The sequence below is a fragment of the Agrobacterium sp. NPDC090283 genome (assembly GCF_044769685.1).
In the GTDB taxonomy this organism is placed as follows: Bacteria; Pseudomonadota; Alphaproteobacteria; order Rhizobiales; family Rhizobiaceae; genus Agrobacterium.
In genome coordinates, this window is record NZ_JBIVYG010000026.1 from 24,007 (window position 1) to 42,599 (window position 18,593).

The window sequence follows — 18,593 nt, forward strand, 5'->3', positions numbered from 1 at the left end:
GGTCGAAAAAATACTTGCGGCTCTCGGCGCGGCAACGGTTCATAGCCTGACGCTATTCACCGAATCAGCATTTCGGTTTCAGAGCATCCAGAAACGTCTTGAGAACGGGGTTTGTATTGTCTGGTCGCCAACAGGCAATATATCCAAGACGCGTGGCACCGTTGCCGTCATGCACGGGCCTGTAGACAACACCTAGTCCCGTCATGCCGGAAACGCCCTCACACTGCAGGCTTATGCCCTGCCCGCTGCCCACCTCGCTCAGAATACTCTCACGGCTCAAACGCCGGATAATAATCTCTGGATGATCCGAAGGTGCGGCAAGATGGCGAAGAAGAATATTGCGAATATCAGGCCCCGGGTCATGATGGCTGATCAGAAAACGTTCTCCTCTCAGTTCCGCCCAGTAGATGACGGTTTGTTCGGCAAGCGGATGGTTCTCCGGTAAAGCTACTACAAGCTGCTCCGGCCAAAGTCCGATGGAGTTCAGCAGATTGGACCTTCCTGCATCACCAAGAATAACGGCAACATCAATTGCGCGCCCGATTACACCTGCCCTGAGCTCGCTATAGGAGGTTTCTACCGGTTCAACTTCTATTGAAGGATGACTTTGCCGGAATTGGTGTAGAGCCGTGCGCAGCCGGCCGGTGGAAAGCGATTTGTAGAACCCCACGACAATATGGCCCAGCTTACCGGCTTTGCTCGCTCTCGCCCGGTCCTTGAGACGCTGAACATCCTCCACGATACGCTTCGCACCGACGATAAATTCCTCGCCAGTAGGGGTCAAACGCGCTCCCGTCGACGCACGCTCGAACAGTGGAATACCAAGTTCATCCTCGACTTCCCTGATCCGTTTGCTGACGATCGGTTGCCTGACATTGAGTTCATTCGCAGCCGCGCTGAAACTGCCGTTTCTGGCGCTCGCTACTATGTATTGAAGGTGACGCAATTCCAATCTTGTCCCCTTTTGCCTGTTGCCTGCATGACATAATTCGCGTCGATGTGAGCTCCTTCCCTGTGCTTTTTTAGCAGGCAGAATAGGATTTCCTCATCAGAGGCAACGGCAGATGTAGTAATCGTTTCGGTCGATAACGATGCCATGTCTCGCCGGCCTGACGACACTGCTAATGCGAGGTTAATTTTATGCCTCAAACAAAAATCGCCGCACGAGATTTTGGGTCACATGAGTCGATGGGAGCCGGAGTTTAACAGTCACTTTAGTTACTGCGATACATTTTAATATTTAAGATACCCGGTCTACAGACATGAAATTGATATTTTATCTTCTCATATTTTATAAAAGATTGAATCAGATACTGTTTCATAAAGGTGAATCTTCCGGCACTTCTTGTCGAAGCCGCGGTCCGTTCGCAAGTCGTCGCCCAAGAGCTTCAAGGAATTTGTCATAACGTTCGCCACCCTTGGCGCGGGCAGCGGTTTGAGCCGCGTCCGGTAGTGAAGCGGTCGAGGTCAGCCAGAATCGGATGAACAGGGCGAATGCTTCGTTAGCAATACCGACGTCCCGCTCAAGCCGTTGGATAGTCCGATCGATCCGGTCAAGCCGCTTGACCGTGGCTGCTTCCTTTCGCTCGTCAGCATCGGGTGATAGAAACGACGCGATGGCAGCTTCGGCAATGAGGGATTCCGACTGCCCTCGCCGATCCGCGAAATCCGAAAGGCGGCGTTTTAGATCGGGATCGAGATATACGGAGAGGCGCTGTTTCTTGTCGGGACGTGAGGGCATGGCTTACAACTCCATTCCATCATCGGGGTCCATCGAAACCTGCCAAGCGACTTGGCGCATGTTGCGCGCAAGTATCCGGTTTTTCACGACCTCCGGTTCCGGCTCATCCATATCGAGATCGAATTCGTTGACAGGGGCTGTCTCTGCTTCCGGCGCTATATCCTTGTGTGCTTCAAGGCCGGGTTCGCGGCGCAGGCCGGCATTGGCGGAATCATCATCCTGCGCGGCGGCGTTTGCCCATGCGGTCTGGCCTTTGGTCGCGTTTTTACCTTTGGCGGACGGGGCAGGAATTAGCGGCAGTGCCGACCAGTCATCCGCTTTTGGCAGGAAACCGGCTTTGAGATCAGGAGGAACGGGAAGCAACCGCTCCCTGAACCGTTCGTCCTGATAATACCGGGCCTTCTTCGCACGGATGGGCGCGACGCCCGCCACCATGACGATCTGATCGTCAGGAGGAAGTTGCATGATCTCGCCGGGCGTCATCAGCGCGCGGGCCGTTTCCTGCCGCGACACCATTATATGCGATAGCCATGGGGCAAGCCGGTGCCCGGCATAGTTCTGCATGGCGCGCATTTCGGTCGCGGTGCCAAGCGAATCCGACACACGCTTGGCCGTTCTCTCATCGTTGGTCGCAAAACTGACGCGGACATGACAATTATCGAGGATGGAATTGTTCGGACCGTAAGCTTTCTCGATTTGGTTGAGGCTCTGCGCAATCAGGAACGCCTTGATCCCGTAGCCTGCCATGAACGCAAGCGAACTCTCGAAAGCATCAAGCCGGCCGAGCGCCGGAAACTCGTCCAGCATCATCAACATGCGGTGGCGGCGATCCTTCGCGTGCAGGTCTTCCGTTAAGCGTCGGCCGATCTGGTTGAGGATAAGGCGCACAAGCGGCTTTGTTCTGGAAATGTCTGATGGCGGCACAACCATGTAGAGGGAGGTCGGCCGCTCTTCGCTGACAAGATCGGCAATACGCCAGTCACAACAGCTGGTGACGCTCGCCACGACCGGATCTCGATAAAGGCCGAGAAAGGACATGGCGGTACTCAAGACGCCGGATCGTTCATTGTCGGATTTATTCAGCAGTTCGCGGGCCGCACTAGCGACCACTGGATGCGGTCCTTTCTCACCAAGATGCGGCGTGGTCATCATGGCGGACAATGTGGACTCGATCGGGCGGCGCGGATCGGAGAGGAAGGCGGCGACACCGGCCAGGGTCTTGTCTTTCTCCGCATAGAGGACATGCAGGATCGCGCCGACAAGGAGTGAATGGCTGGTTTTCTCCCAATGATTCCGTTTTTCCAGCGAGCCTTCCGGATCGACAAGCACATCGGCGACGTTCTGCACGTCCCGAACTTCCCACTCCCCCTTTCGCACCTCCAGCAGAGGATTGTAGGCGGATGAAGCCGAATTGGTCGGGTCGAACAGCAGAACACGGCCATGCCTTGCCCGGAAGCCGGCTGTCAGTTCCCAGTTCTCGCCCTTGATGTCGTGGACGATGGCCGATCCCGGCCATGTCAACAACGTTGGCACTACCAGTCCGACCCCTTTGCCGGATCGGGTGGGAGCAAACGCCAGCACATGCTCGGCCCCATCATGGCGCAGATATTCGGTTTCAAAGCGTCCAAGCACCACACCATCATTACCAAGAAGCCCGGCTTCTTCCATTTCCTCATGTTCGGCCCAGCGGGCGGAACCGAAGGTGCGGACGTCCCGCGCCTCGCGCGCGCGCCAGATCGACATGAAGATAGCGACCGCGATTGAAATCAGGCCACCGGACGCTGCAATCGCCCCACCTTCGAGAAAGACGGTCGGCGCATAGGCATCGTAGGAATACCACCACCAGAAAAGAGCAGGCGGCAGATAGATGGACTGGCCTGCAAGCTCGAACCACGGCGAGCCAAGCTGCGACTGGAAACCAAGCCGCCATGCCGTCCATTGTGTTGCGCTCCAGACCGCAAAGAACACGATCAGCAGAACAACGGTGATATGCCCCCAAAGCACGCGCGTGGCCGACAAGACGGGAACTCCTTCCAAACATGGCTTCATGTTTAGGGAAAAGAATTTCCGAAACGATTTCAACGCCATTGACACCAAACGTCGTAGTCTGGTGAAAGCCATCGAAAAAATACTTGCGGGCGGCGGCATTGACCAGACCCGACATCACTACCGAATGGTCGGCAACTTCAGAGAATTGGCGAGCGGCATGCCAAGAGGCTCGAATTCGCGCTCGTGGGCAGTCAGAGCGGTGAGGCTGTGCGCGGCAGCGGGGGCCGTGGCGGCGATGGCAATATGTTCAAAACCGGATCGCGGGCGCACTGATCGAGTGTTAGGCCGCATATCTTTCCTTGATGCCGACCTGGAGTATGTGGCCGGGTAAAATTGTCAGCCACGGTAGTCCAGTTGTGTAACTTTCGTGCCTTCGTTCGCCTTGATCTGACGATACGGTGCAACCCGAATCCTGATCATCGGCGATGATAATCGCAAAAAGATAAAACAAGTCGATATGCCCAAGCGCCGATACTGTGAAATCTCCATGTCGAGCATGCGCTACTCGACATATCGCCCTTACAGCCACAGAATGGTCAATGATAGTGCTTGTGAATTTGTATTTCGGTGGCTCAAAGCCGAGCTTGAAGGTATCGCCTCCAACCAATGGCGTAGCTTCTTTCATGGGTCTCGATAAACTCGAAAGCCAGCCTTGCGGCACATGGCATCCGGATCGATGCTCGACACTACATTTTCGTGGACAGGTGAACAGATGTCAGAAGCCAGTAAAAAACGACCCAATCCGATTGATATCCATGTCGGAAGCCGCATCAGGTTGCGCCGGACCATGAACGGTATGAGCCAGGAACGGCTCGGTGACAGCGTCGGCATCACCTTCCAGCAGATACAGAAATACGAACGCGGTACCAACAGAGTCGGAGCCAGCCGCCTTCAGAACATCGCCAACATTCTGAATGTCCCCGTCTCGTTCTTCTTTGAAGACGCACCACCAAGCGACACAATGGCTACCATCTCGCCACATGCGTCACAGCCCGACGACTTTCAAACATTTCTGGCGTCCTCCGAAGGGTTCAGGCTTAATCGTGAATTCGTAAAGATTACGGACCCAAATGTGCGCCATTACATCATCGAGATGATAAAGGCAGTGGCTGCTGACGGGAATGCCGACTCGGCCGAAATATAGAGCTTGCATAGTCTCTTAAGGTTCTGGTGTCGCGGGTTACTGATCGAATCCTCTTTTATTTCTTCGGTGAAGAAAGCATCGGCGAGGTCGTGGCGACAAAAGGCCTTTCGCAGTTCCAAAGAAGGATTTGATGGCTGGAAATAACGGAAAGTGGCGACCGGTCAGTTGGGATCGTAACTGCCGGGGGTATCGCCCCCACTTTCCGTCAGCGGTTTGCTATGATGTATAATTGTGAATAGCAATAACAGATTTCCTATCATCTGGAATTCTGGACTTCGGCCCCTGCAGGCGGTCACTTATCGATCGCGGCCAACATCTCTTTGTAGACGGCCTCATCCACATAGGCCACGCCATCGATCAACATCCTCGTAAGTTTACTCGACGGGCAGACATTATCCGGATCGAGAACGACTATTATCAACCCTGACGTCATATTCTTCTCGTTGACGGGATAGAGATCGCAAGCAGGATCGTATCCATCATCGAGAACAATATACAGCCCCGTATCCTTCGTGGTGGGGATTGCAACCTGTCCTGTGCGAACTGAATTGCCTGCGACATACTGAGCGTTGACAACATCAATTGCCCACACGTTGCTGCATGATACGATTTTGTGATGATCGTCAGCGTCGGGCTCGTAGAGCGCTTGTGCCACTGTAACGTGATTAACCAGGAATTTACCCGCCACACGTCCGTGGGAGCCCTCACCGGACAGATTGATTGTATTCGACATATCCTCACCACTATAGATTACGAGCAAGGATATGGTGAGCGCGGACCTCGGAAGCAATACTCAACCGGCCAAAGCGGCAACGCAGATGACCGTCCGTTGTGGAGTTCCGGCTGGCGAATTTTAACTACATTCACCCGTCAACCATACAATGCAATGGCGACGGACAAGGGTTCCGGATTGAAAGGCAAGCCTGCTTATAGGCCAAGCCCGCGCCTGCGGCCGAAACTCCAGTCAACGCCGCCATCGGCGCGGGCCACGCCGGAGATGTGCTGACCGATATGCTTGTCGACGGAAGGCGTCCACGGCACAAGACTGAAACCGAGACCGTCATCGACCATCGCAAAGCGGCCGGATGCCAGGGTAAAGCGCCGGCTATAGGTGCCGGCGACATATTCCCCGGCTGCCGCTTCGCGAAACGGCATGTTCATTTCATGCGCGAGCTTTTCGCCAAGTGCGTCCAGCTCACGTTGGCGGAGCGTGCCGAGAAGATTGCGGGCGAAGATAACCCGCTCTCCCTCGCGCCGTGCCAGCCTCTCTTCGATCAGATGTTCCGCCCTCGCTTCCATCGCTTGGCTCACCTCCAGCCCGAAGCCGCCGCCGAGATCGACAGGATCGCGGGCGACAAGCTGGCGGTCGAGCCATGTGGCGCCGTCGGCCGTGGCTTGCGCCTCAAGGGATAGATCGGAACGAACGGCCAGCGCAACGCGGCGCTCACCACGGGCGTCCTCGAAAGAGCGCAGTTCGACAATCGAACCCGGCGCGCTGTCCCCGGCCGCTTCAATGTCGGGAAGACGGATATAGTGGGTGTGGCCGTCCACACCGTCGACCACTGCGAAGGCCGTGCCGCGCAACTCGTCGTCCAGGCCGCGCTCGACCAGCCGGCCGATGACCGGCTCGCCATGCGCCTCGCCGGACAGCACGTAATCGGCAGCGCCGCGCTCGATGCCCTGCTCCGTCAAGGCGCGGTGCATCCGCTTGATGATGTCGCCGCGTAGCCCAAGCTCGCGCAAGGTGGCTTCGGCCTCGCCGGATACGATCCATTGGCCGGGACCAACGTTTTCAGCCAGGCCGAGATGTTCGAGGTGACGAAGCCGGCCGATCTTCTGGATGGAATATTCGTCGGGCTGCTTATCCGGAGACGGAGCAACATCTATGATGCCCTGCTCATTGGCGTCACGGAGAAGCTGGCGATCAAGCTGTGTCCAGCGGTCGGCCTCTATCTGTCGTTCCAGCGAACGGCGTATGTCCAATTCGGTGCGCGGTCCCAATTCCAGCGTCACGAGATCCTGCGCCCGGTCGCGCAATCCGCTCTTGATATAGTCGCGGTCGATCACGAGGTCCTGCCCGTCGTCGGTGCGGCCGCGCACGATGACATGCACATGAGGATTGTCAGTGTTCCAGTGATCGACGCCGACCCATTCGAGTTTCGTGCCGAGATCCTTTTCCGCCTGCGCCATCAGCTCGCGCGTGAACCGCTTCAGGTCTTCCATGTCGGCGGCGTCTTCCGGCGAGACGATGAACCGGAAATGATGACGGTCGTCTTTGCACTGATCGGCAAATTCCTTTGCGTCGGCATTGTCGGTTCCGGGACCGAACATGCGGGCCTTCTCGCCGTCTCGGGTAACACCATCACGGCGCAGATAGTTGAGGTGGCGGGCAAGCGGGCCACGATCGCCCTTGTTGCGGACGATGCGGGCCTTCACCGTGCAGAAACGAATACGGTTGGTGATAAGACGATTGGCGCGGACACTCGCCACACGGCCACGAGCGAAGCTCGGTCCACGGCCCTTGCCGGACGTGATCTTGCCGGAGCGGGAAACATACCCGCCGGCCTTCTGCGCGGCGGCGAGCGCCTGAGCGACGAACGGCCTTGCCCGCTGGGCCTTGCTGGAGCGGATGCGTCCAGGCCGGACGCGGAAATCGTCGTCCCGGCTCATGGGGTTACTCGCTGCGAGGTGCAGGTTTCGTTGAAAATATTTGATAAATTCAGGGTGCGCACATCGCACGCATAGTCCGCGATGTGCGGAAAGCCGGAAAAAAGCCAATCAAAACAACCGACCGTCCAAGCCGCGATGTGCGGCCTTTTATCTTGCCTTAAATCGGACGTGGCCGCCGCCCCTCCCCGCCATTCCGCATGGGCTACGATGACGCTCGTTAGACCACCCGGCACCACGAAATTCATGGCCGTTCCCCCTGCTTTTCGGACCGACGCACGAACAGGCCATCGGACGGCGTTGCGAGCGCCGAAAGATCGGTGATCGTGCCGGCGCTGGATGGGCGACCGGAAGGAAGATCAGCCGCCGTCTTGTCGCCGCCAGCGGGAACCGCTGCGCGAGCGATGAAGAGCGGCGCGACAGACCATTCGGACCGGGTCGGACGATCCGCGGTGCGCCAAGCAACGGCAGCGTCTGCGTCGATCTGCGGGACGATCTTCGCCATGTAGGCGACCGTCTCGGCAGGCAATGGATCGCCGGTGACAAGATGCTTTTCGTAGCGGCCTGGACCGGCATTGTAGGCGGCGAGGAAACCGGGCGAACCATAGAGATCGTGCAGTTCCGCGATATAGGCAGCGCCCGCCAGAATGTTGTCGCGGGGATCATAGGGATCGTCGCCAAGGCCATGTCGGTCGCGCAGTTCCGCCCATGTGGCGGGCATTATCTGCATCAGGCCCATCGCGCCTTTTGGCGAGATGGCGTGCGGATCATGATCGCTCTCGGCCTGCATGACGGCGCGTATCCAGCGTTCTGGAATGGCGAAGCGCTTGGCCGCTTCCGCGATATGATCGGCTAACGGATCGAACGATGCGACGACGGTGGCCGTGCGCGTCGTCTGCGTTTCGTTTGCCAGCGGATCGGCTATTGCCACGCATGGCAGCGTGACGGTCATAGTGCCTGCGATCAGCAGCGCCATGATCGCAGGAACGGCGGCGCAAAGTCCGCCGTCCCGATTGACCATCAGCCTGCCATCGTGCTCGCTCTGGTCAAGGGCAAGGCTTCGCCGCCGGCCAACATTTTCCGGACGGGCATCGTCGCAAGAAGTGTCCGTTATCCGGAAAACAGGCCGTCGCCCTTGACCGCCGCTGCGCGCGACGGTCGCCCGGTGGGCGATCGGATCGAGGGGAGTGATCGGCGCTCGATCGATCAAAGGGAGTGAGCCTGAAAGTTCGCGGGAAGGATGGCAGCTCATGAGGGTCACGCCTGTTCGTCGCGCCGCGTCTTGCGCGTCCAGTGAAGATTCCAGACGTCCTTCTTTGTCTCGGACTCGAACATGCGGGCGCGGATCGGTTCGACAAAGGAAGGATCGTCTATGGTGACGGAGAGATACGCACCTGCGCGCTCGCCGGTTCGGTCCCATGCCGCGCCGACTTCGAGACCATCGGCGAAGATACGATGGTTCGGCGCATTCTCGGCGTCCGTCTCGTCGATGGGAAGAATGGTCACTTCGGCGTCGAGGGTAAGCGTGCGGATGCGGCCGAAGAAGCCGTCATTGTTGCGGGTGAAGGTGCCTATCTGGGCCATAGCGGTAAACCTCATTCGGTTGGAGAAGCGAGCCGTTCACGGCTCGTCGGAAACCGGCTCGCGGAAGGTTTCCACGACCGGATCGGGATCGTCAGTGGTCCAGAGCGGGATTGCCCTGCCGACGACGGTTGAGAGTGGAAGCGGCCCGAAATAGCGGCTGTCGAAGCTGTCGGGCGCGTCCCAATTCATGAAGAAGGCTTCGCCGGCGCGGAGCGTCCGGCAGCCCTGCCAGACGGGCAGCGGACGACCTTGGCCGTCGCGCTCGCGGGCCTGTCCATAGGTCATGCCGTAGGCAGTAATCTCCGCGCCGTTGCGGCAGACGGTCGTTCCGGAAAGAGCCAGCACGCGCTTGAGGAGCGGCAGGCCGCGCGGCAAATAGCGGCGTTCGTCAAGGAAGGAGGCCAGATCGTCGGGTGGCATCACGACCGCCAGGTCGGTGACGTCCAGACGGTCGGCGCAAACGATCCAGTAGAGGCCGACCGGCACGCTGGCCGATGCGTTCCAGATCAGTTTTTTAGCCGGATCGATGAAGATGGAAGCCGTGGTGGCAAGCGCGGAACAATACGTCACCATCACCCATGCTAAGCGCATCATGGCCTGTCTCCCTGTTGTGTGGAAATCTCCCGGCGCATCAGCCAGGCGCGATGCTGCTGGCGGGTGTAGGTGCCGAACGGCTCATTGACGGTGAGACGGTTGTGAATGTGCCGCCAGTGATCCGGCGCGACGTCGGCGGGCTCGATGCCGCTCCGCTCGATCGCGTCGATGACGTGCAGCACCTTTTCGACCTTCGGCCAGCCGTGGGTACGCAGAAGGATTTCGCCGCCGGGATCGACCGACGGCACGGTCTGGTAGCTCTCGCCCGGTGCGACGGCGCGCAGAATGTCGATGCGGGAAACGACGGTGCCGTAATCGTTCGCGGCCCATCTGACGAAGGCGAAGATGTTTCCGGGATCGAAGCTGAGGACGCGCCGATGACGGTCGATGCGCTGTTCTTCGGCAATCCGACCGAAGTGAATGCGCTGCTCGATACGGTTCTCACGCCATGTCAGACGGACCAGCGTTCGGGGAGGGGAAGCGCCTGCCTTCATCGGCTGACCCTTCCACAACCGCGATTTTCGGCGGGTCGAGTTAGGAAGAATCCGAAGGATTCTGAGTTAGCAATGTTAGGGGAGCAGATTGCCGAAGGAATCCGGATGGTTAAACCCGGTTTTGGTCCCTGATAGTACGGATTTTCGGTCCCCGATAGTACGGGCATTGCGGTCCCTGATAGTACGGGTCTGTCCACAGGTTGCTCACAATCTGATCGGACGGCGGCGCGGCAGGCGCAGCGCGGCCTTCATTGGATCGGTTGGCGTGGATTGAAACGTCAGGCGGATGCGGCCGTCCGGGTCGGTGACAAGTTCCAGCCGGTAGCCGGGAAGCGGCTGCCGCTGGACGATAGCTCGCAAGTCATAGGCGAAATGCTTGAGCGGCGAGAGCGAGCCGGACTTGAGATGCAGGTGTTCGAGATCGAAGCTCCAGCCCCATGTCTGGCGGCCGCCGTGCTTGCGCACGAGACGGTAAAGCCAGCGTTCAAGGCCGCCGGTCAGATCGAAATAGGCCCGGTCGATGGTGAGGATCAGGGCGTCGTCAATGACGCCGGCATAGAACCAGTCCGCCAGGATGAGTTCTATGCCGAGCGGCCGGCCAGCTGCATCCAGTTGTTCTTTCCATTCGGCGATCCACGAGAAGCGATGCCGCCGCCGCTCTGACGGCTGGCGGATCGACGTGACAACGGTTGTCGATTGAAGGCGGTCCAATGCCGCTTTCAGCCGGTTGTAGTTCAGGCCGGAATCTGTGCGGCCGATGAAGGATAGGATTTCGTATGGCGTCGCGAACATGAAACGCGAGGTCTGCAAGCCATTGTCGCGGGCCTGAACGATCTGCGACGCCGCCCATATGAGAATATCGGCGTCCCATATCGTCGCCATGCCGTGTTCGGCCGTCGCCTCGACGCGGATCGATATATCTCCCATCCGGAAGTCGATCGGCGTCACGCGGCGGGACTTGGCGAGCGAGAAGAAAGGCCATGCCATGAGGTCCTGCGCATCGCGGGTGGCGATGTCGCCGCCGCATGGCCTGAACAGTTCAAGCTGCTGGCCCTGATATATCCGGTGGGAGGACATGGCGGCGTCCGGTCAGCACGCGGCGTCAGCGACAAGGTGAGTGTCTGGGTCGGTGTCCAGCACCTGCAACAGTCGGGGTGGTGCGGCTTCGGACGTCGATAGACGGGCGGCCGCATCAATCCATGCCTGAAGATCGGCGACGGTGTAGACGACACGACCGCCGAGCTTGCGATAGATCGGACCTGTTCCGTCACAGCGGTGCTTTTCCAGCGTCCGGGGAGAGAGGCCGAGAAGGTGGGCAGCTTCCACCGTGCGCACGAAACGCGGCCAATTCTCTTCGATCTTCTGTTGCATGTGGGCCTCCATCGCAGTCGCCACCAGAACGGCGGTTCTGTTGCGAGGATGGCGAAAAATATGCGGCCCGGCGGAGTGACAAAATTATCGCCGCCGTAAATGTCCCCCCATGCAGGACGCGACAAAGCCGAAGAATGGTCGCGGTCAGCGACGGTGCAGATGGTCGGAAAATTTCTGTATGGGGCAAAGCAGACGCGGATAACCGCCGTCGATCAGTTGCTGCGCAGCGCCAAAAAGTCGAGCGATACGCCTACGTTCAGGCGTGTTTTTCCAGTCGATGGAACGCAGCTTGCCAAGTTCTGCGTTGAGAAGGACGCTGGCGATTTCCTGACGCGATGCGCCTGCCTGCACGCCTTCCCATACGCGCAGCAGCAAGCTCAACCTATGAATCTGGTAGCGGGAAAAACGTAACCAGCGCGGCAACGGGCCGGACGGCTTTCCGGCCAGCCAGCAGTAAAACCGCCTGACGCATTGCTCCCGCTCGTTGTAATACTCGTCAGGCGGAATCCACATGACGGCATTGATGACCCGCTGCCCCTGCGGAAGCCAAACATGATGATCGCCGTATTTGTCCTTGACGACGGCATGAAATCCGTCCGCCGCCATATGCCCTGCAAAGGCAGGCGCGAACGGATCGAGCAAGGGGCAACCGCTGAAGCCTGCCGGTGCAGGTTCAATGATGACGGTTGCCGGAAACATCCGCGGATGCCAGAGCGGTCGTGCCACCGAGGCCGGGTGAGATGGATCAACAGGGAAAGGTGACACCCCAGCGTTGGCACAAGTGCTGTGCGGCTTCAGCCTGTTTCGTTTTGTCGGGAGAGGCGCTGGACAGCGCCTGCTTGTAGTCGTTCCGGTATCGCTTGTTGCGGCGGAGAAATTCGAAGGTCACACCACCGCGCTCAAGATGGCCTAGTTCGTCATCGAACCGGGGCGAAGTCCAGTCCTGCAATGCTTCCATGCCACTCCCCTTGGGAAACTCAACCTTGGGATGGACGGAGTATTGGGGAAGTTTCCGGAGCCGGAATACAGATAATTGGAATACAAACGGTCTCGAATGAAACCGGCTGGAGCGGCTATTGCATGGGTGGCTGGAGAAGATGACGATAGCCGATCTCGGTCATCCAGCGAGCGCGGGCAAGGTGCGTTTCGTGGATGCGCCTGGCGCGTTCCGGGTCGGCTTCAACATCGATACCGAAGATGATGCGCACGGCGTCACGCCAGTCAGCGCCTTCCTCGTCGGCATCCAGAAGACGAAGATAAGTTGCCAGATGGGCTTCATCATAGGCGTTCACCCTGTCGGTCAAGGGTGGTCCATCGTCCTTCAAAGGCTTGTTCATGGGGGCCTCTACGCCGAAAGCCACGCTAAAAACGGACCAGTATTTTATCCGTTCGCAGGGTGGCAGTTTCATGACGGTAATATCCGCAATTACGGAATAACCTTATCGCTGAAACGTCTTAGCAAAAAGTATAGGTCTGCCCTTGCGCGTCTCTCAGGGATCGTTGCGGAAGAATTCGATCGGATCGACGTCGAGTGCTGCGCCAAGCTTTTCGAGCGTATCGACGGAAACAGCGTACTCCTCGCGCTCAAGCATACCGACATAATTGCGGTTGAGCTGGGCGCGATGGGCAAGTTCTTCCTGTGACATGGATCGATCATGTCTCAACCGACGCAGATTCTTGGCGACTCTTTCCCGTAAGCTCATGGGAAAGCTGTCACCGACAGACTATTGCGCTTCCACCCAATATACTAGTGAATCCGGAAAAGGAAAAGTGGCCCGTTGAAAAACCTGTGCGTGGTTTCGCGAGCCGGTCACAGACCGGCGAGCGGCTTCCGCGCCATCCAGGCGCGGACGCCGCCGATCCGATGTGGCGGATGGCCCAAGGGGTTACTGAAATAGCGAGAGCGGGAAACCGTAGAGCCGGTTTCCCGGCTCTACGGTTTCCATGGTCAGTGGGTCTTTAGTTTCTGCATTCCTTCGGCCAGCGTCCAGAGCGCGCGATTGAGGGTCACATTTTGGTCAATGCCGTTGATGGCGCGGGTCTGGCTGCGCCGGATGCGACCTTCCGCATTACGCCGTTGTCCGTTCAAGCCGCCTTTCATCATATTTTCCTGAATTGAATTGAACGTCAGCCAAAGGTTTGGCCCGTTATCCTCGCGGCGGCGCGGCTGAATGATCTGGTCCGGGCGGACCGGGCTTTCGTCTTCACCATAGCGGGCGACAAGGCTGGCCTCGGCCATAACGCGGCGCTCATCTTCACCAAGCTGGATTTCCTTCATGGTTTCGCTGGCGTCGATCAGCCGGGGGAAGTCCTCGGCAACGGTATAGACGCCTTCGATAATGTCGTGCTGGATATTACCCTTGTGAGGAACGCGGACTTCCTCGAAACGCTCTCCTGCAACCAGACTGTTGGTGCAGACAAAACGCAGCATCCCCGCGAACATCTGGTAACTGCTCGTTCCGTCATGGCTGTTGACGATAATGACTTCCGCCGCCTCCGGCTTGCCTATGCCGCCATCACGGCGCAAACGCAGCATATGCTTGGCGTGTCCCATGCGGTCGCCATCGCGGGGCACCACCTGCACGGCGAAGAACGGAAACCATCCTTCGCGGCGCAAACCTTCCACGATTTCAATGGTGGGAACGTAAACGTAACGCTCCGACCGGCTATCATGCGGTTCGCGGGCGAATATGGCCGGAACGTGCCGAAACAGCGCTTCGTTGTCGAGCGCTTCGCGCCCTCTGATCTGGTGGCTGTTGCGGCCGAACCGTGTGGCGAGATGATAATTCATGGTCCTTGCTCCTCTTTTTCCCTTAATTGCCGAAGGCATGTCCCTCGACATGCCTTCCGGGGGCGCGAGAGCGCGCGGGGTTGGAAGGGGACAAGTGCCGGCGAGCATGGCCGGGTTGCGCGCAAGCGGGACGGGTTGGAAAATTAAGACCATGAAGAACAGTGAACCGTCTTGAGAAGCGGGCGGCCCTGCCATGCGCAGGCGGCGCTTGAGGGGAGAAAGGGGTAAGACCCCTTGGCTTCCCCTCTGGATCGGCAAGGCTTAAGCCGCAGCCGATCATGACAAAGCGCGCGCAGCGCTCCGTATGAATTGATGGCGGTGGCGAGCATGAGCATGGCGAAGCCCCGCTTTCGCGGGGCCGGGCCGGTGGCCTGTTTAGTTGGTGGCGCGGCGGCGCGACCAGATCAGGGCCATATCCTCGTTGTCCGTCGCGACCAGGCTCGCATAGATCGGAGCGGGGAACGAGGGATCGTCCAGTTTCACCGAGAGGTAGGGGTTGCCCTGCACAGACTGCTTCTTCCATGCCGCTCCGAACTCAGTGGCTCCGGCGAACACGCGGAAGTCCGGCCCGTTTTCGGTTTCATCCTCGGCGGGCAAGAACTTCACCGACTTGACGTTGAGGTTGAGGGTCTTGACCGAGCCAGCGAAGCCGTTGTCGGTGCGGGAGAAAGTGCCGATAGTAGCCATGACGTGATTTCCTTCTGCTGATCGGGCCGCGCCCATCGCGGTCTCGATGACGGTCGATGGACCGGGGACGATCGGCCTGCACCCCTTGGGGCCGGAACAAAGTGGAGGGCGGCCGGCGGCAGCTTTTTTGTTTCGCGATGCAAAGCCGAAGGCGGCGGAAAAAAGTTGTCGCCGGACGTTGCTGGATTGAGATCGAGGCGGCGCTTGCGTCGCCGGTCTTCGGTCAGACCAGATCAATCGAGATCGCGGTGGGCGTGGTCCGGTCGGCGGAAAAAAGGAAATCATGGCGTGGCTGCTATCGGTCAGCACTTTCTTCTGCGCCGACAACGGCTTCGCTGGCTCGGTCAAGACCCTCAACCTCAACGTCAAGTCGGTGAGGTTCCCTCGCGGTCGTCATGGGACGAAACCGAAAACGGGCCGGACTTCCGCTCACGCTGTTTGCTGGAGCCACCGGGTTCGGGGCGGTATGGAAGGAGCCTGCCTGTCCGGGGCGGGGCAATCCCTATCTCTCGGTGAAACTGGACGATTCCTTGTTCTGCTCTCCGGTCGCCTCCATGCGGGCATGGCCGGGGCAGATAGCGAGGATTTGGCCCTGATCTGGTCGTGTTGCTGTGTCATCGACTGAACAGGCCACCGGCCCGGCCCCGCGGAAGCGGGGCTTCTCCGGGCGAATGCCCGCCGCCGCCATCTCTTGCGTTAGGGATGGAAGCCCGAAGGGTGAAGACCGCTTCAGCGGGCTTCAGTGAAGCCGACACCCGGTTCGCAGGGCAACGCCCATATCATCCTTTCCGGGGGAGATGACGGGTCTAACCTATGGTTTCGACGATCTCATATTTCCTGATGAATGCACCCATTCCGTCATTGAGCAAAGCAAGTATTGTCTGTGCGGAAACAGGAAGCGTCTCGATCTTTTCAACCCGAGTTGGGCTCCACTCCATATCCGGATCGGAATCGATGTCGGATCGAAGCCCAACAACGGCTTCACGCGCTGCGTCAAACGTATCGAAGAAAATATCGCGAATGCCAGTATGTGCCCACCGGTCCTCATCCATATCGTTAATCATGGAGTAGGTGTAGAACGTGAATGACTGCTCATGAGACAATTTTCTTTCCTTTCCTGTAAACCTGTTTCTACCAGTCTCCTCGGGATACTCGGATAGGATAAGCCAACGGTCCACCAACAGGAACTTGTAGAATTCTACAGACGCAAAACCGGAACGGCCATCTTACGCCAGCGAAATCCAAATAATCTCAGCTCACGCAGGAAAAGGCTTGTAATCAACCAGTCTTATTTTTAGAATCGTTCTAATATTTATGAATTCGAGGCTCAACTTTAAGCCCGATACTGACGACGCGAATGAAAGGAATATCACCATGTCGAACGACGCATCCTGCAATGCCTGCTCTTTCTATGAAGATCACGTTGCGAACACCCAGAAGATTGATGAGAACGCCGGCCTCTGTCGTTTCAATCCTCCGGTATCGCAGCCGGAGGCGAACGCACGTGGTCTCTGGCCTGTGGTGACGGCGAACGACTGGTGCGGTCATTTCTCCGGCGACCGCACGGCAGCCTGATAGATCGAAGCTTTTCTTTGTGAAGGGCGGCATCCGTGCCGCCCTTTTCTTTTGCGCTTGGTGCGAAGTCAGTTACTCGCAGTTGATTTCAGAAGCCAGCTTTCGATCCGTTGAATGAGCGAACTTCCGCGCCGTTCAGGCCAGCAGATCATCTGGATTTCGAAAGCAGCACCTCCCTCTCCTCTCGGGACCGCGTCATGCGCTGACGGGCCTCTGCGAGGATTTCAGGACGGACGTGGGCTGGTAATCCAGCATCGAAGGGTGGCGCTGGTGCGTATTCCAACGATAGCTGGATTATTTCAGCTTCGTCCCGCCCCATCAATTCCGCCACGACCGAGAGACCGAAATCGATCCCGGACGTCACCCCGCCAGCCGTTATCAGGTTGCCATCACGAACGACCCTCTCTTCCATCGCACTCGCTCCGAACCGCTCAAGAAGGTCCATCGCGTTCCAGTGGGTAGCCGCCCGCTTGCCTGTGAGCAACCCGGCTTTCCCGAGTACCAGCGAGCCGGTGCAGACCGAGGTGACGAAGCGCGCTGTTTTCGCCTGACCCCGCACGAAGTCCAACGTTTCCTCGTCGGTCAGAAGCGGGTTCACGCCACCGCCGCCCGGAACACAAATAAGATCATATTCTGGCGCGTCTTCGTAGGTTGCGTTAGGCATGAGCCACAGTCCGGTCGACGCGCGAACCGGCTCGACGGTCTTCCAGACGAGATCGACCTGCGTATCGCGAGCGGAAGCGAATACCTCATAAGGACCTGTGAGATCGAGCTGCTGGACACCGGGAAAGCAGAGGATACCGAAGCGAAAGGACATCATTTTTCTCCTGTCTTGACGCAGCGATCATGGCAGTAAATGGTGTGGCCTGAATGCCAATATTCCCTCATTTCAGGCCAATTTCCGATGTTACGCAAGATCGAGATTCTCGTTTTTCCCGATGCCCAGGTTCTCGACGCAACGGGTCCTGCCCAAGTGTTCGCATCGGCAAATCAGCTTTCCCGTACCCCTACAAAAACACCGCTCTACGAGGTAGTGTTGGTTGCAGAAGACCCGGAGGTCACCTGCAATTCCGGCGTAACGCTACGCTGCCAAACCTTGTCGGCAAGTCGCTTGGCAGTTGATACGGCTATCGTCGCTGGTGGCAGCGGTGTGAATGCTGCGTGCAGCAGGCCGGCGCTGATCGAATGGGTTCGGGACCGCGCAACCCATGCTCGGCGCATGGCCTCGGTTTGTAGCGGGGCGTTCCTGCTGGCGGAGACCGGATTACTCGATGGTCGCCGTGCCGTCACCCACTGGCATCGGTGCGATGAATTTGCCAAACGTTTTCCAGAAGTGCGCCTCGAACGCGACCCGATCTTTCTGCGGGACGGCGCAATATGGACCTCGGCGGGTGTGACGGCTGGAATAGACCTCGCATTGGCGATGGTGGAAGAAGATCATGGCCGCACACTTGCTCTTGCCGTTGCCCGCGAGCTTGTGGTTTTTCTCAAGCGTCCGGGTGGCCAATCTCAGTTCAGTGCGCCGCTCAGGCTGCAGGCCGTTGATAACAGGTTTTCGGAGCTTCACGCGTGGATCTCGGCAAACCTGTCACGTCAACTGACGTTGGAAACGTTGGCAGAACAGACGGGAATGAGCCTGCGCTCTTTTGTTCGCCATTATCGTCAGCGCACAGGACGCACACCAGCTGAGGCAGTCGAGACGATCCGTCTGGAGAGAGCACAGGGATTGCTCGAAACCGGTGCCGCGATATCGACAACCGCACGCAAGTGCGGATTTGGCTCGCCGGAAACAATGCGGCGGGCGTTCCTGCGCAAATTAGGGGTCGGACCGAAAGAGTGGCAGGACAGGTTCCGAAGCTGATTGCGGTTGATGACCTTTTCACTCAATGAGTACGA

24 protein-coding genes are annotated in these 18,593 nt (G+C 58.3%); 4 read left to right on the plus strand and 20 right to left on the minus strand.

The features are described 5' to 3' along the window. Positions 1-64: 64 nt before the first annotated feature. The 3 genes from ACIQUH_RS25665 to ACIQUH_RS25675 form a co-directional block, all read right to left on the minus strand. Complete coding sequence (locus ACIQUH_RS25665) at positions 65-952, minus strand: LysR substrate-binding domain-containing protein (protein WP_400820514.1); 888 nt, start codon at positions 950-952, stop codon at positions 65-67. Between the two features lie 366 nt (positions 953-1,318). Continuing rightward, complete coding sequence (locus ACIQUH_RS25670) at positions 1,319-1,741, minus strand: CopG family transcriptional regulator (protein WP_400820516.1); 423 nt, start codon at positions 1,739-1,741, stop codon at positions 1,319-1,321. A gap of 3 nt (positions 1,742-1,744) precedes the next feature. Next, positions 1,745-3,760, minus strand: coding sequence for a conjugal transfer protein TraG (locus ACIQUH_RS25675; RefSeq protein ID WP_400820518.1), 2,016 nt, complete (start codon positions 3,758-3,760; stop codon positions 1,745-1,747). Here ACIQUH_RS25675 and ACIQUH_RS25680 point away from each other — a divergent pair. Then, complete coding sequence (locus tag ACIQUH_RS25680; protein ID WP_400820521.1) at positions 3,750-4,121, plus strand: hypothetical protein; 372 nt, start codon at positions 3,750-3,752, stop codon at positions 4,119-4,121. The genes ACIQUH_RS25675 and ACIQUH_RS25680 overlap by 11 nt on opposite strands. 381 nt (positions 4,122-4,502) lie before the next feature. Then, positions 4,503-4,934 carry a helix-turn-helix domain-containing protein gene (locus tag ACIQUH_RS25685; RefSeq protein WP_400820523.1) on the plus strand — a complete coding sequence of 144 codons (432 nt, stop codon included), beginning with the start codon at positions 4,503-4,505 and terminating at the stop codon, positions 4,932-4,934. 292 nt (positions 4,935-5,226) lie between these two features. Here the strand turns inward: ACIQUH_RS25685 and ACIQUH_RS25690 are convergent, their stop codons facing one another. The 16 genes from ACIQUH_RS25690 to ACIQUH_RS25765 form a co-directional block, all read right to left on the minus strand. Then, positions 5,227-5,667, minus strand: a complete 441-nt coding sequence (locus ACIQUH_RS25690; protein WP_400820525.1) for a hypothetical protein — start codon at positions 5,665-5,667, stop codon at positions 5,227-5,229. Between the two features lie 194 nt (positions 5,668-5,861). Next, positions 5,862-7,604: a relaxase/mobilization nuclease domain-containing protein gene (locus tag ACIQUH_RS25695; protein ID WP_400820528.1), complete on the minus strand. Its 1,743-nt coding sequence runs from the start codon at positions 7,602-7,604 to the stop codon at positions 5,862-5,864. Further along, positions 7,601-7,849: a hypothetical protein gene (locus ACIQUH_RS25700; protein ID WP_400820530.1), complete on the minus strand. Its 249-nt coding sequence runs from the start codon at positions 7,847-7,849 to the stop codon at positions 7,601-7,603. The genes ACIQUH_RS25695 and ACIQUH_RS25700 overlap by 4 nt, the downstream gene beginning before the upstream one ends. Then, positions 7,846-8,622 carry a lytic transglycosylase domain-containing protein gene (locus tag ACIQUH_RS25705; protein ID WP_400820533.1) on the minus strand — a complete coding sequence of 259 codons (777 nt, stop codon included), beginning with the start codon at positions 8,620-8,622 and terminating at the stop codon, positions 7,846-7,848. The genes ACIQUH_RS25700 and ACIQUH_RS25705 overlap by 4 nt, the downstream gene beginning before the upstream one ends. Positions 8,623-8,858: 236 nt before the next feature. Then, positions 8,859-9,185, minus strand: coding sequence for a DUF736 domain-containing protein (locus ACIQUH_RS25710; RefSeq protein ID WP_400820536.1), 327 nt, complete (start codon positions 9,183-9,185; stop codon positions 8,859-8,861). Positions 9,186-9,221: 36 nt separating this feature from the next. Beyond that, positions 9,222-9,779 carry a S26 family signal peptidase gene (locus ACIQUH_RS25715; RefSeq protein ID WP_400820539.1) on the minus strand — a complete coding sequence of 186 codons (558 nt, stop codon included), beginning with the start codon at positions 9,777-9,779 and terminating at the stop codon, positions 9,222-9,224. Continuing rightward, complete coding sequence (locus tag ACIQUH_RS25720) at positions 9,776-10,273, minus strand: DUF2840 domain-containing protein (protein WP_400820541.1); 498 nt, start codon at positions 10,271-10,273, stop codon at positions 9,776-9,778. Before ACIQUH_RS25720 ends, ACIQUH_RS25715 begins: the two co-directional genes overlap by 4 nt. Before the next feature lie 204 nt (positions 10,274-10,477). Beyond that, positions 10,478-11,350 carry a replication initiator protein A gene (locus ACIQUH_RS25725; protein WP_400820543.1) on the minus strand — a complete coding sequence of 291 codons (873 nt, stop codon included), beginning with the start codon at positions 11,348-11,350 and terminating at the stop codon, positions 10,478-10,480. Between the two features lie 12 nt (positions 11,351-11,362). Beyond that, complete coding sequence (locus ACIQUH_RS25730; protein ID WP_400820545.1) at positions 11,363-11,644, minus strand: helix-turn-helix transcriptional regulator; 282 nt, start codon at positions 11,642-11,644, stop codon at positions 11,363-11,365. A 144-nt stretch (positions 11,645-11,788) separates the two neighbouring features. Continuing rightward, positions 11,789-12,343, minus strand: a complete 555-nt coding sequence (locus ACIQUH_RS25735; RefSeq protein WP_400820548.1) for a DUF2285 domain-containing protein — start codon at positions 12,341-12,343, stop codon at positions 11,789-11,791. Between the two features lie 46 nt (positions 12,344-12,389). Beyond that, positions 12,390-12,602 carry a transcriptional regulator domain-containing protein gene (locus ACIQUH_RS25740; RefSeq protein WP_400820551.1) on the minus strand — a complete coding sequence of 71 codons (213 nt, stop codon included), beginning with the start codon at positions 12,600-12,602 and terminating at the stop codon, positions 12,390-12,392. Positions 12,603-12,717: 115 nt separating this feature from the next. Beyond that, positions 12,718-12,981: a DNA -binding domain-containing protein gene (locus ACIQUH_RS25745; RefSeq protein WP_400820554.1), complete on the minus strand. Its 264-nt coding sequence runs from the start codon at positions 12,979-12,981 to the stop codon at positions 12,718-12,720. 153 nt (positions 12,982-13,134) lie between these two features. Continuing rightward, the gene (locus ACIQUH_RS25750) at positions 13,135-13,347 is read right to left on the minus strand and encodes a helix-turn-helix domain-containing protein (protein WP_138725450.1); all 213 of its coding nucleotides are present in this window, start codon (positions 13,345-13,347) and stop codon (positions 13,135-13,137) included. A 245-nt stretch (positions 13,348-13,592) separates the two neighbouring features. Further along, complete coding sequence (locus ACIQUH_RS25755) at positions 13,593-14,435, minus strand: DUF932 domain-containing protein (RefSeq protein WP_400820556.1); 843 nt, start codon at positions 14,433-14,435, stop codon at positions 13,593-13,595. A gap of 375 nt (positions 14,436-14,810) precedes the next feature. Next, entirely contained in the window at positions 14,811-15,122 is a 312-nt protein-coding gene (locus ACIQUH_RS25760; protein ID WP_313533774.1) for a DUF736 domain-containing protein, read from the minus strand. An 806-nt stretch (positions 15,123-15,928) separates the two neighbouring features. Then, positions 15,929-16,225, minus strand: coding sequence for a hypothetical protein (locus tag ACIQUH_RS25765; RefSeq protein WP_400820559.1), 297 nt, complete (start codon positions 16,223-16,225; stop codon positions 15,929-15,931). 265 nt (positions 16,226-16,490) lie between these two features. Between ACIQUH_RS25765 and ACIQUH_RS25770 the strand changes: the two genes are divergently transcribed. Further along, positions 16,491-16,697 (plus strand): hypothetical protein, encoded by a 207-nt coding sequence (locus ACIQUH_RS25770; RefSeq protein ID WP_400820606.1) that lies wholly within the window; start codon positions 16,491-16,493, stop codon positions 16,695-16,697. Between the two features lie 148 nt (positions 16,698-16,845). Here ACIQUH_RS25770 and ACIQUH_RS25775 read toward each other — a convergent pair whose 3' ends face one another. Next, a complete protein-coding gene (locus tag ACIQUH_RS25775; protein WP_400820561.1) occupies positions 16,846-17,514 on the minus strand; it encodes a DJ-1/PfpI family protein in 669 nt (222 codons plus the stop codon). 87 nt (positions 17,515-17,601) lie between these two features. Here ACIQUH_RS25775 and ACIQUH_RS25780 point away from each other — a divergent pair, with 87 nt between their 5' ends. After that, positions 17,602-18,558, plus strand: coding sequence for a GlxA family transcriptional regulator (locus ACIQUH_RS25780; RefSeq protein WP_400820564.1), 957 nt, complete (start codon positions 17,602-17,604; stop codon positions 18,556-18,558). Positions 18,559-18,593: the final 35 nt, after the last annotated feature.

Coding starts and splice junctions, on each gene's coding strand:
- ACIQUH_RS25750 (WP_138725450.1), bottom strand. CDS start 13,347: ATGAGCTTACGGGAAAGAGTCGCCAAGAATCTGCGTCGGTTGAGACAT.
- ACIQUH_RS25775 (WP_400820561.1), bottom strand. CDS start 17,514: ATGTCCTTTCGCTTCGGTATCCTCTGCTTTCCCGGTGTCCAGCAGCTC.
- ACIQUH_RS25725 (WP_400820543.1), bottom strand. CDS start 11,350: ATGTCCTCCCACCGGATATATCAGGGCCAGCAGCTTGAACTGTTCAGG.
- ACIQUH_RS25730 (WP_400820545.1), bottom strand. CDS start 11,644: ATGCAACAGAAGATCGAAGAGAATTGGCCGCGTTTCGTGCGCACGGTG.
- ACIQUH_RS25710 (WP_400820536.1), bottom strand. CDS start 9,185: ATGGCCCAGATAGGCACCTTCACCCGCAACAATGACGGCTTCTTCGGC.
- ACIQUH_RS25685 (WP_400820523.1), top strand. CDS start 4,503: ATGTCAGAAGCCAGTAAAAAACGACCCAATCCGATTGATATCCATGTC.
- ACIQUH_RS25735 (WP_400820548.1), bottom strand. CDS start 12,343: ATGTTTCCGGCAACCGTCATCATTGAACCTGCACCGGCAGGCTTCAGC.
- ACIQUH_RS25755 (WP_400820556.1), bottom strand. CDS start 14,435: ATGAATTATCATCTCGCCACACGGTTCGGCCGCAACAGCCACCAGATC.
- ACIQUH_RS25720 (WP_400820541.1), bottom strand. CDS start 10,273: ATGAAGGCAGGCGCTTCCCCTCCCCGAACGCTGGTCCGTCTGACATGG.
- ACIQUH_RS25715 (WP_400820539.1), bottom strand. CDS start 9,779: ATGATGCGCTTAGCATGGGTGATGGTGACGTATTGTTCCGCGCTTGCC.
- ACIQUH_RS25690 (WP_400820525.1), bottom strand. CDS start 5,667: ATGTCGAATACAATCAATCTGTCCGGTGAGGGCTCCCACGGACGTGTG.
- ACIQUH_RS25670 (WP_400820516.1), bottom strand. CDS start 1,741: ATGCCCTCACGTCCCGACAAGAAACAGCGCCTCTCCGTATATCTCGAT.
- ACIQUH_RS25700 (WP_400820530.1), bottom strand. CDS start 7,849: ATGAATTTCGTGGTGCCGGGTGGTCTAACGAGCGTCATCGTAGCCCAT.
- ACIQUH_RS25705 (WP_400820533.1), bottom strand. CDS start 8,622: ATGGTCAATCGGGACGGCGGACTTTGCGCCGCCGTTCCTGCGATCATG.
- ACIQUH_RS25780 (WP_400820564.1), top strand. CDS start 17,602: ATGTTACGCAAGATCGAGATTCTCGTTTTTCCCGATGCCCAGGTTCTC.
- ACIQUH_RS25695 (WP_400820528.1), bottom strand. CDS start 7,604: ATGAGCCGGGACGACGATTTCCGCGTCCGGCCTGGACGCATCCGCTCC.
- ACIQUH_RS25760 (WP_313533774.1), bottom strand. CDS start 15,122: ATGGCTACTATCGGCACTTTCTCCCGCACCGACAACGGCTTCGCTGGC.
- ACIQUH_RS25740 (WP_400820551.1), bottom strand. CDS start 12,602: ATGGAAGCATTGCAGGACTGGACTTCGCCCCGGTTCGATGACGAACTA.
- ACIQUH_RS25745 (WP_400820554.1), bottom strand. CDS start 12,981: ATGAACAAGCCTTTGAAGGACGATGGACCACCCTTGACCGACAGGGTG.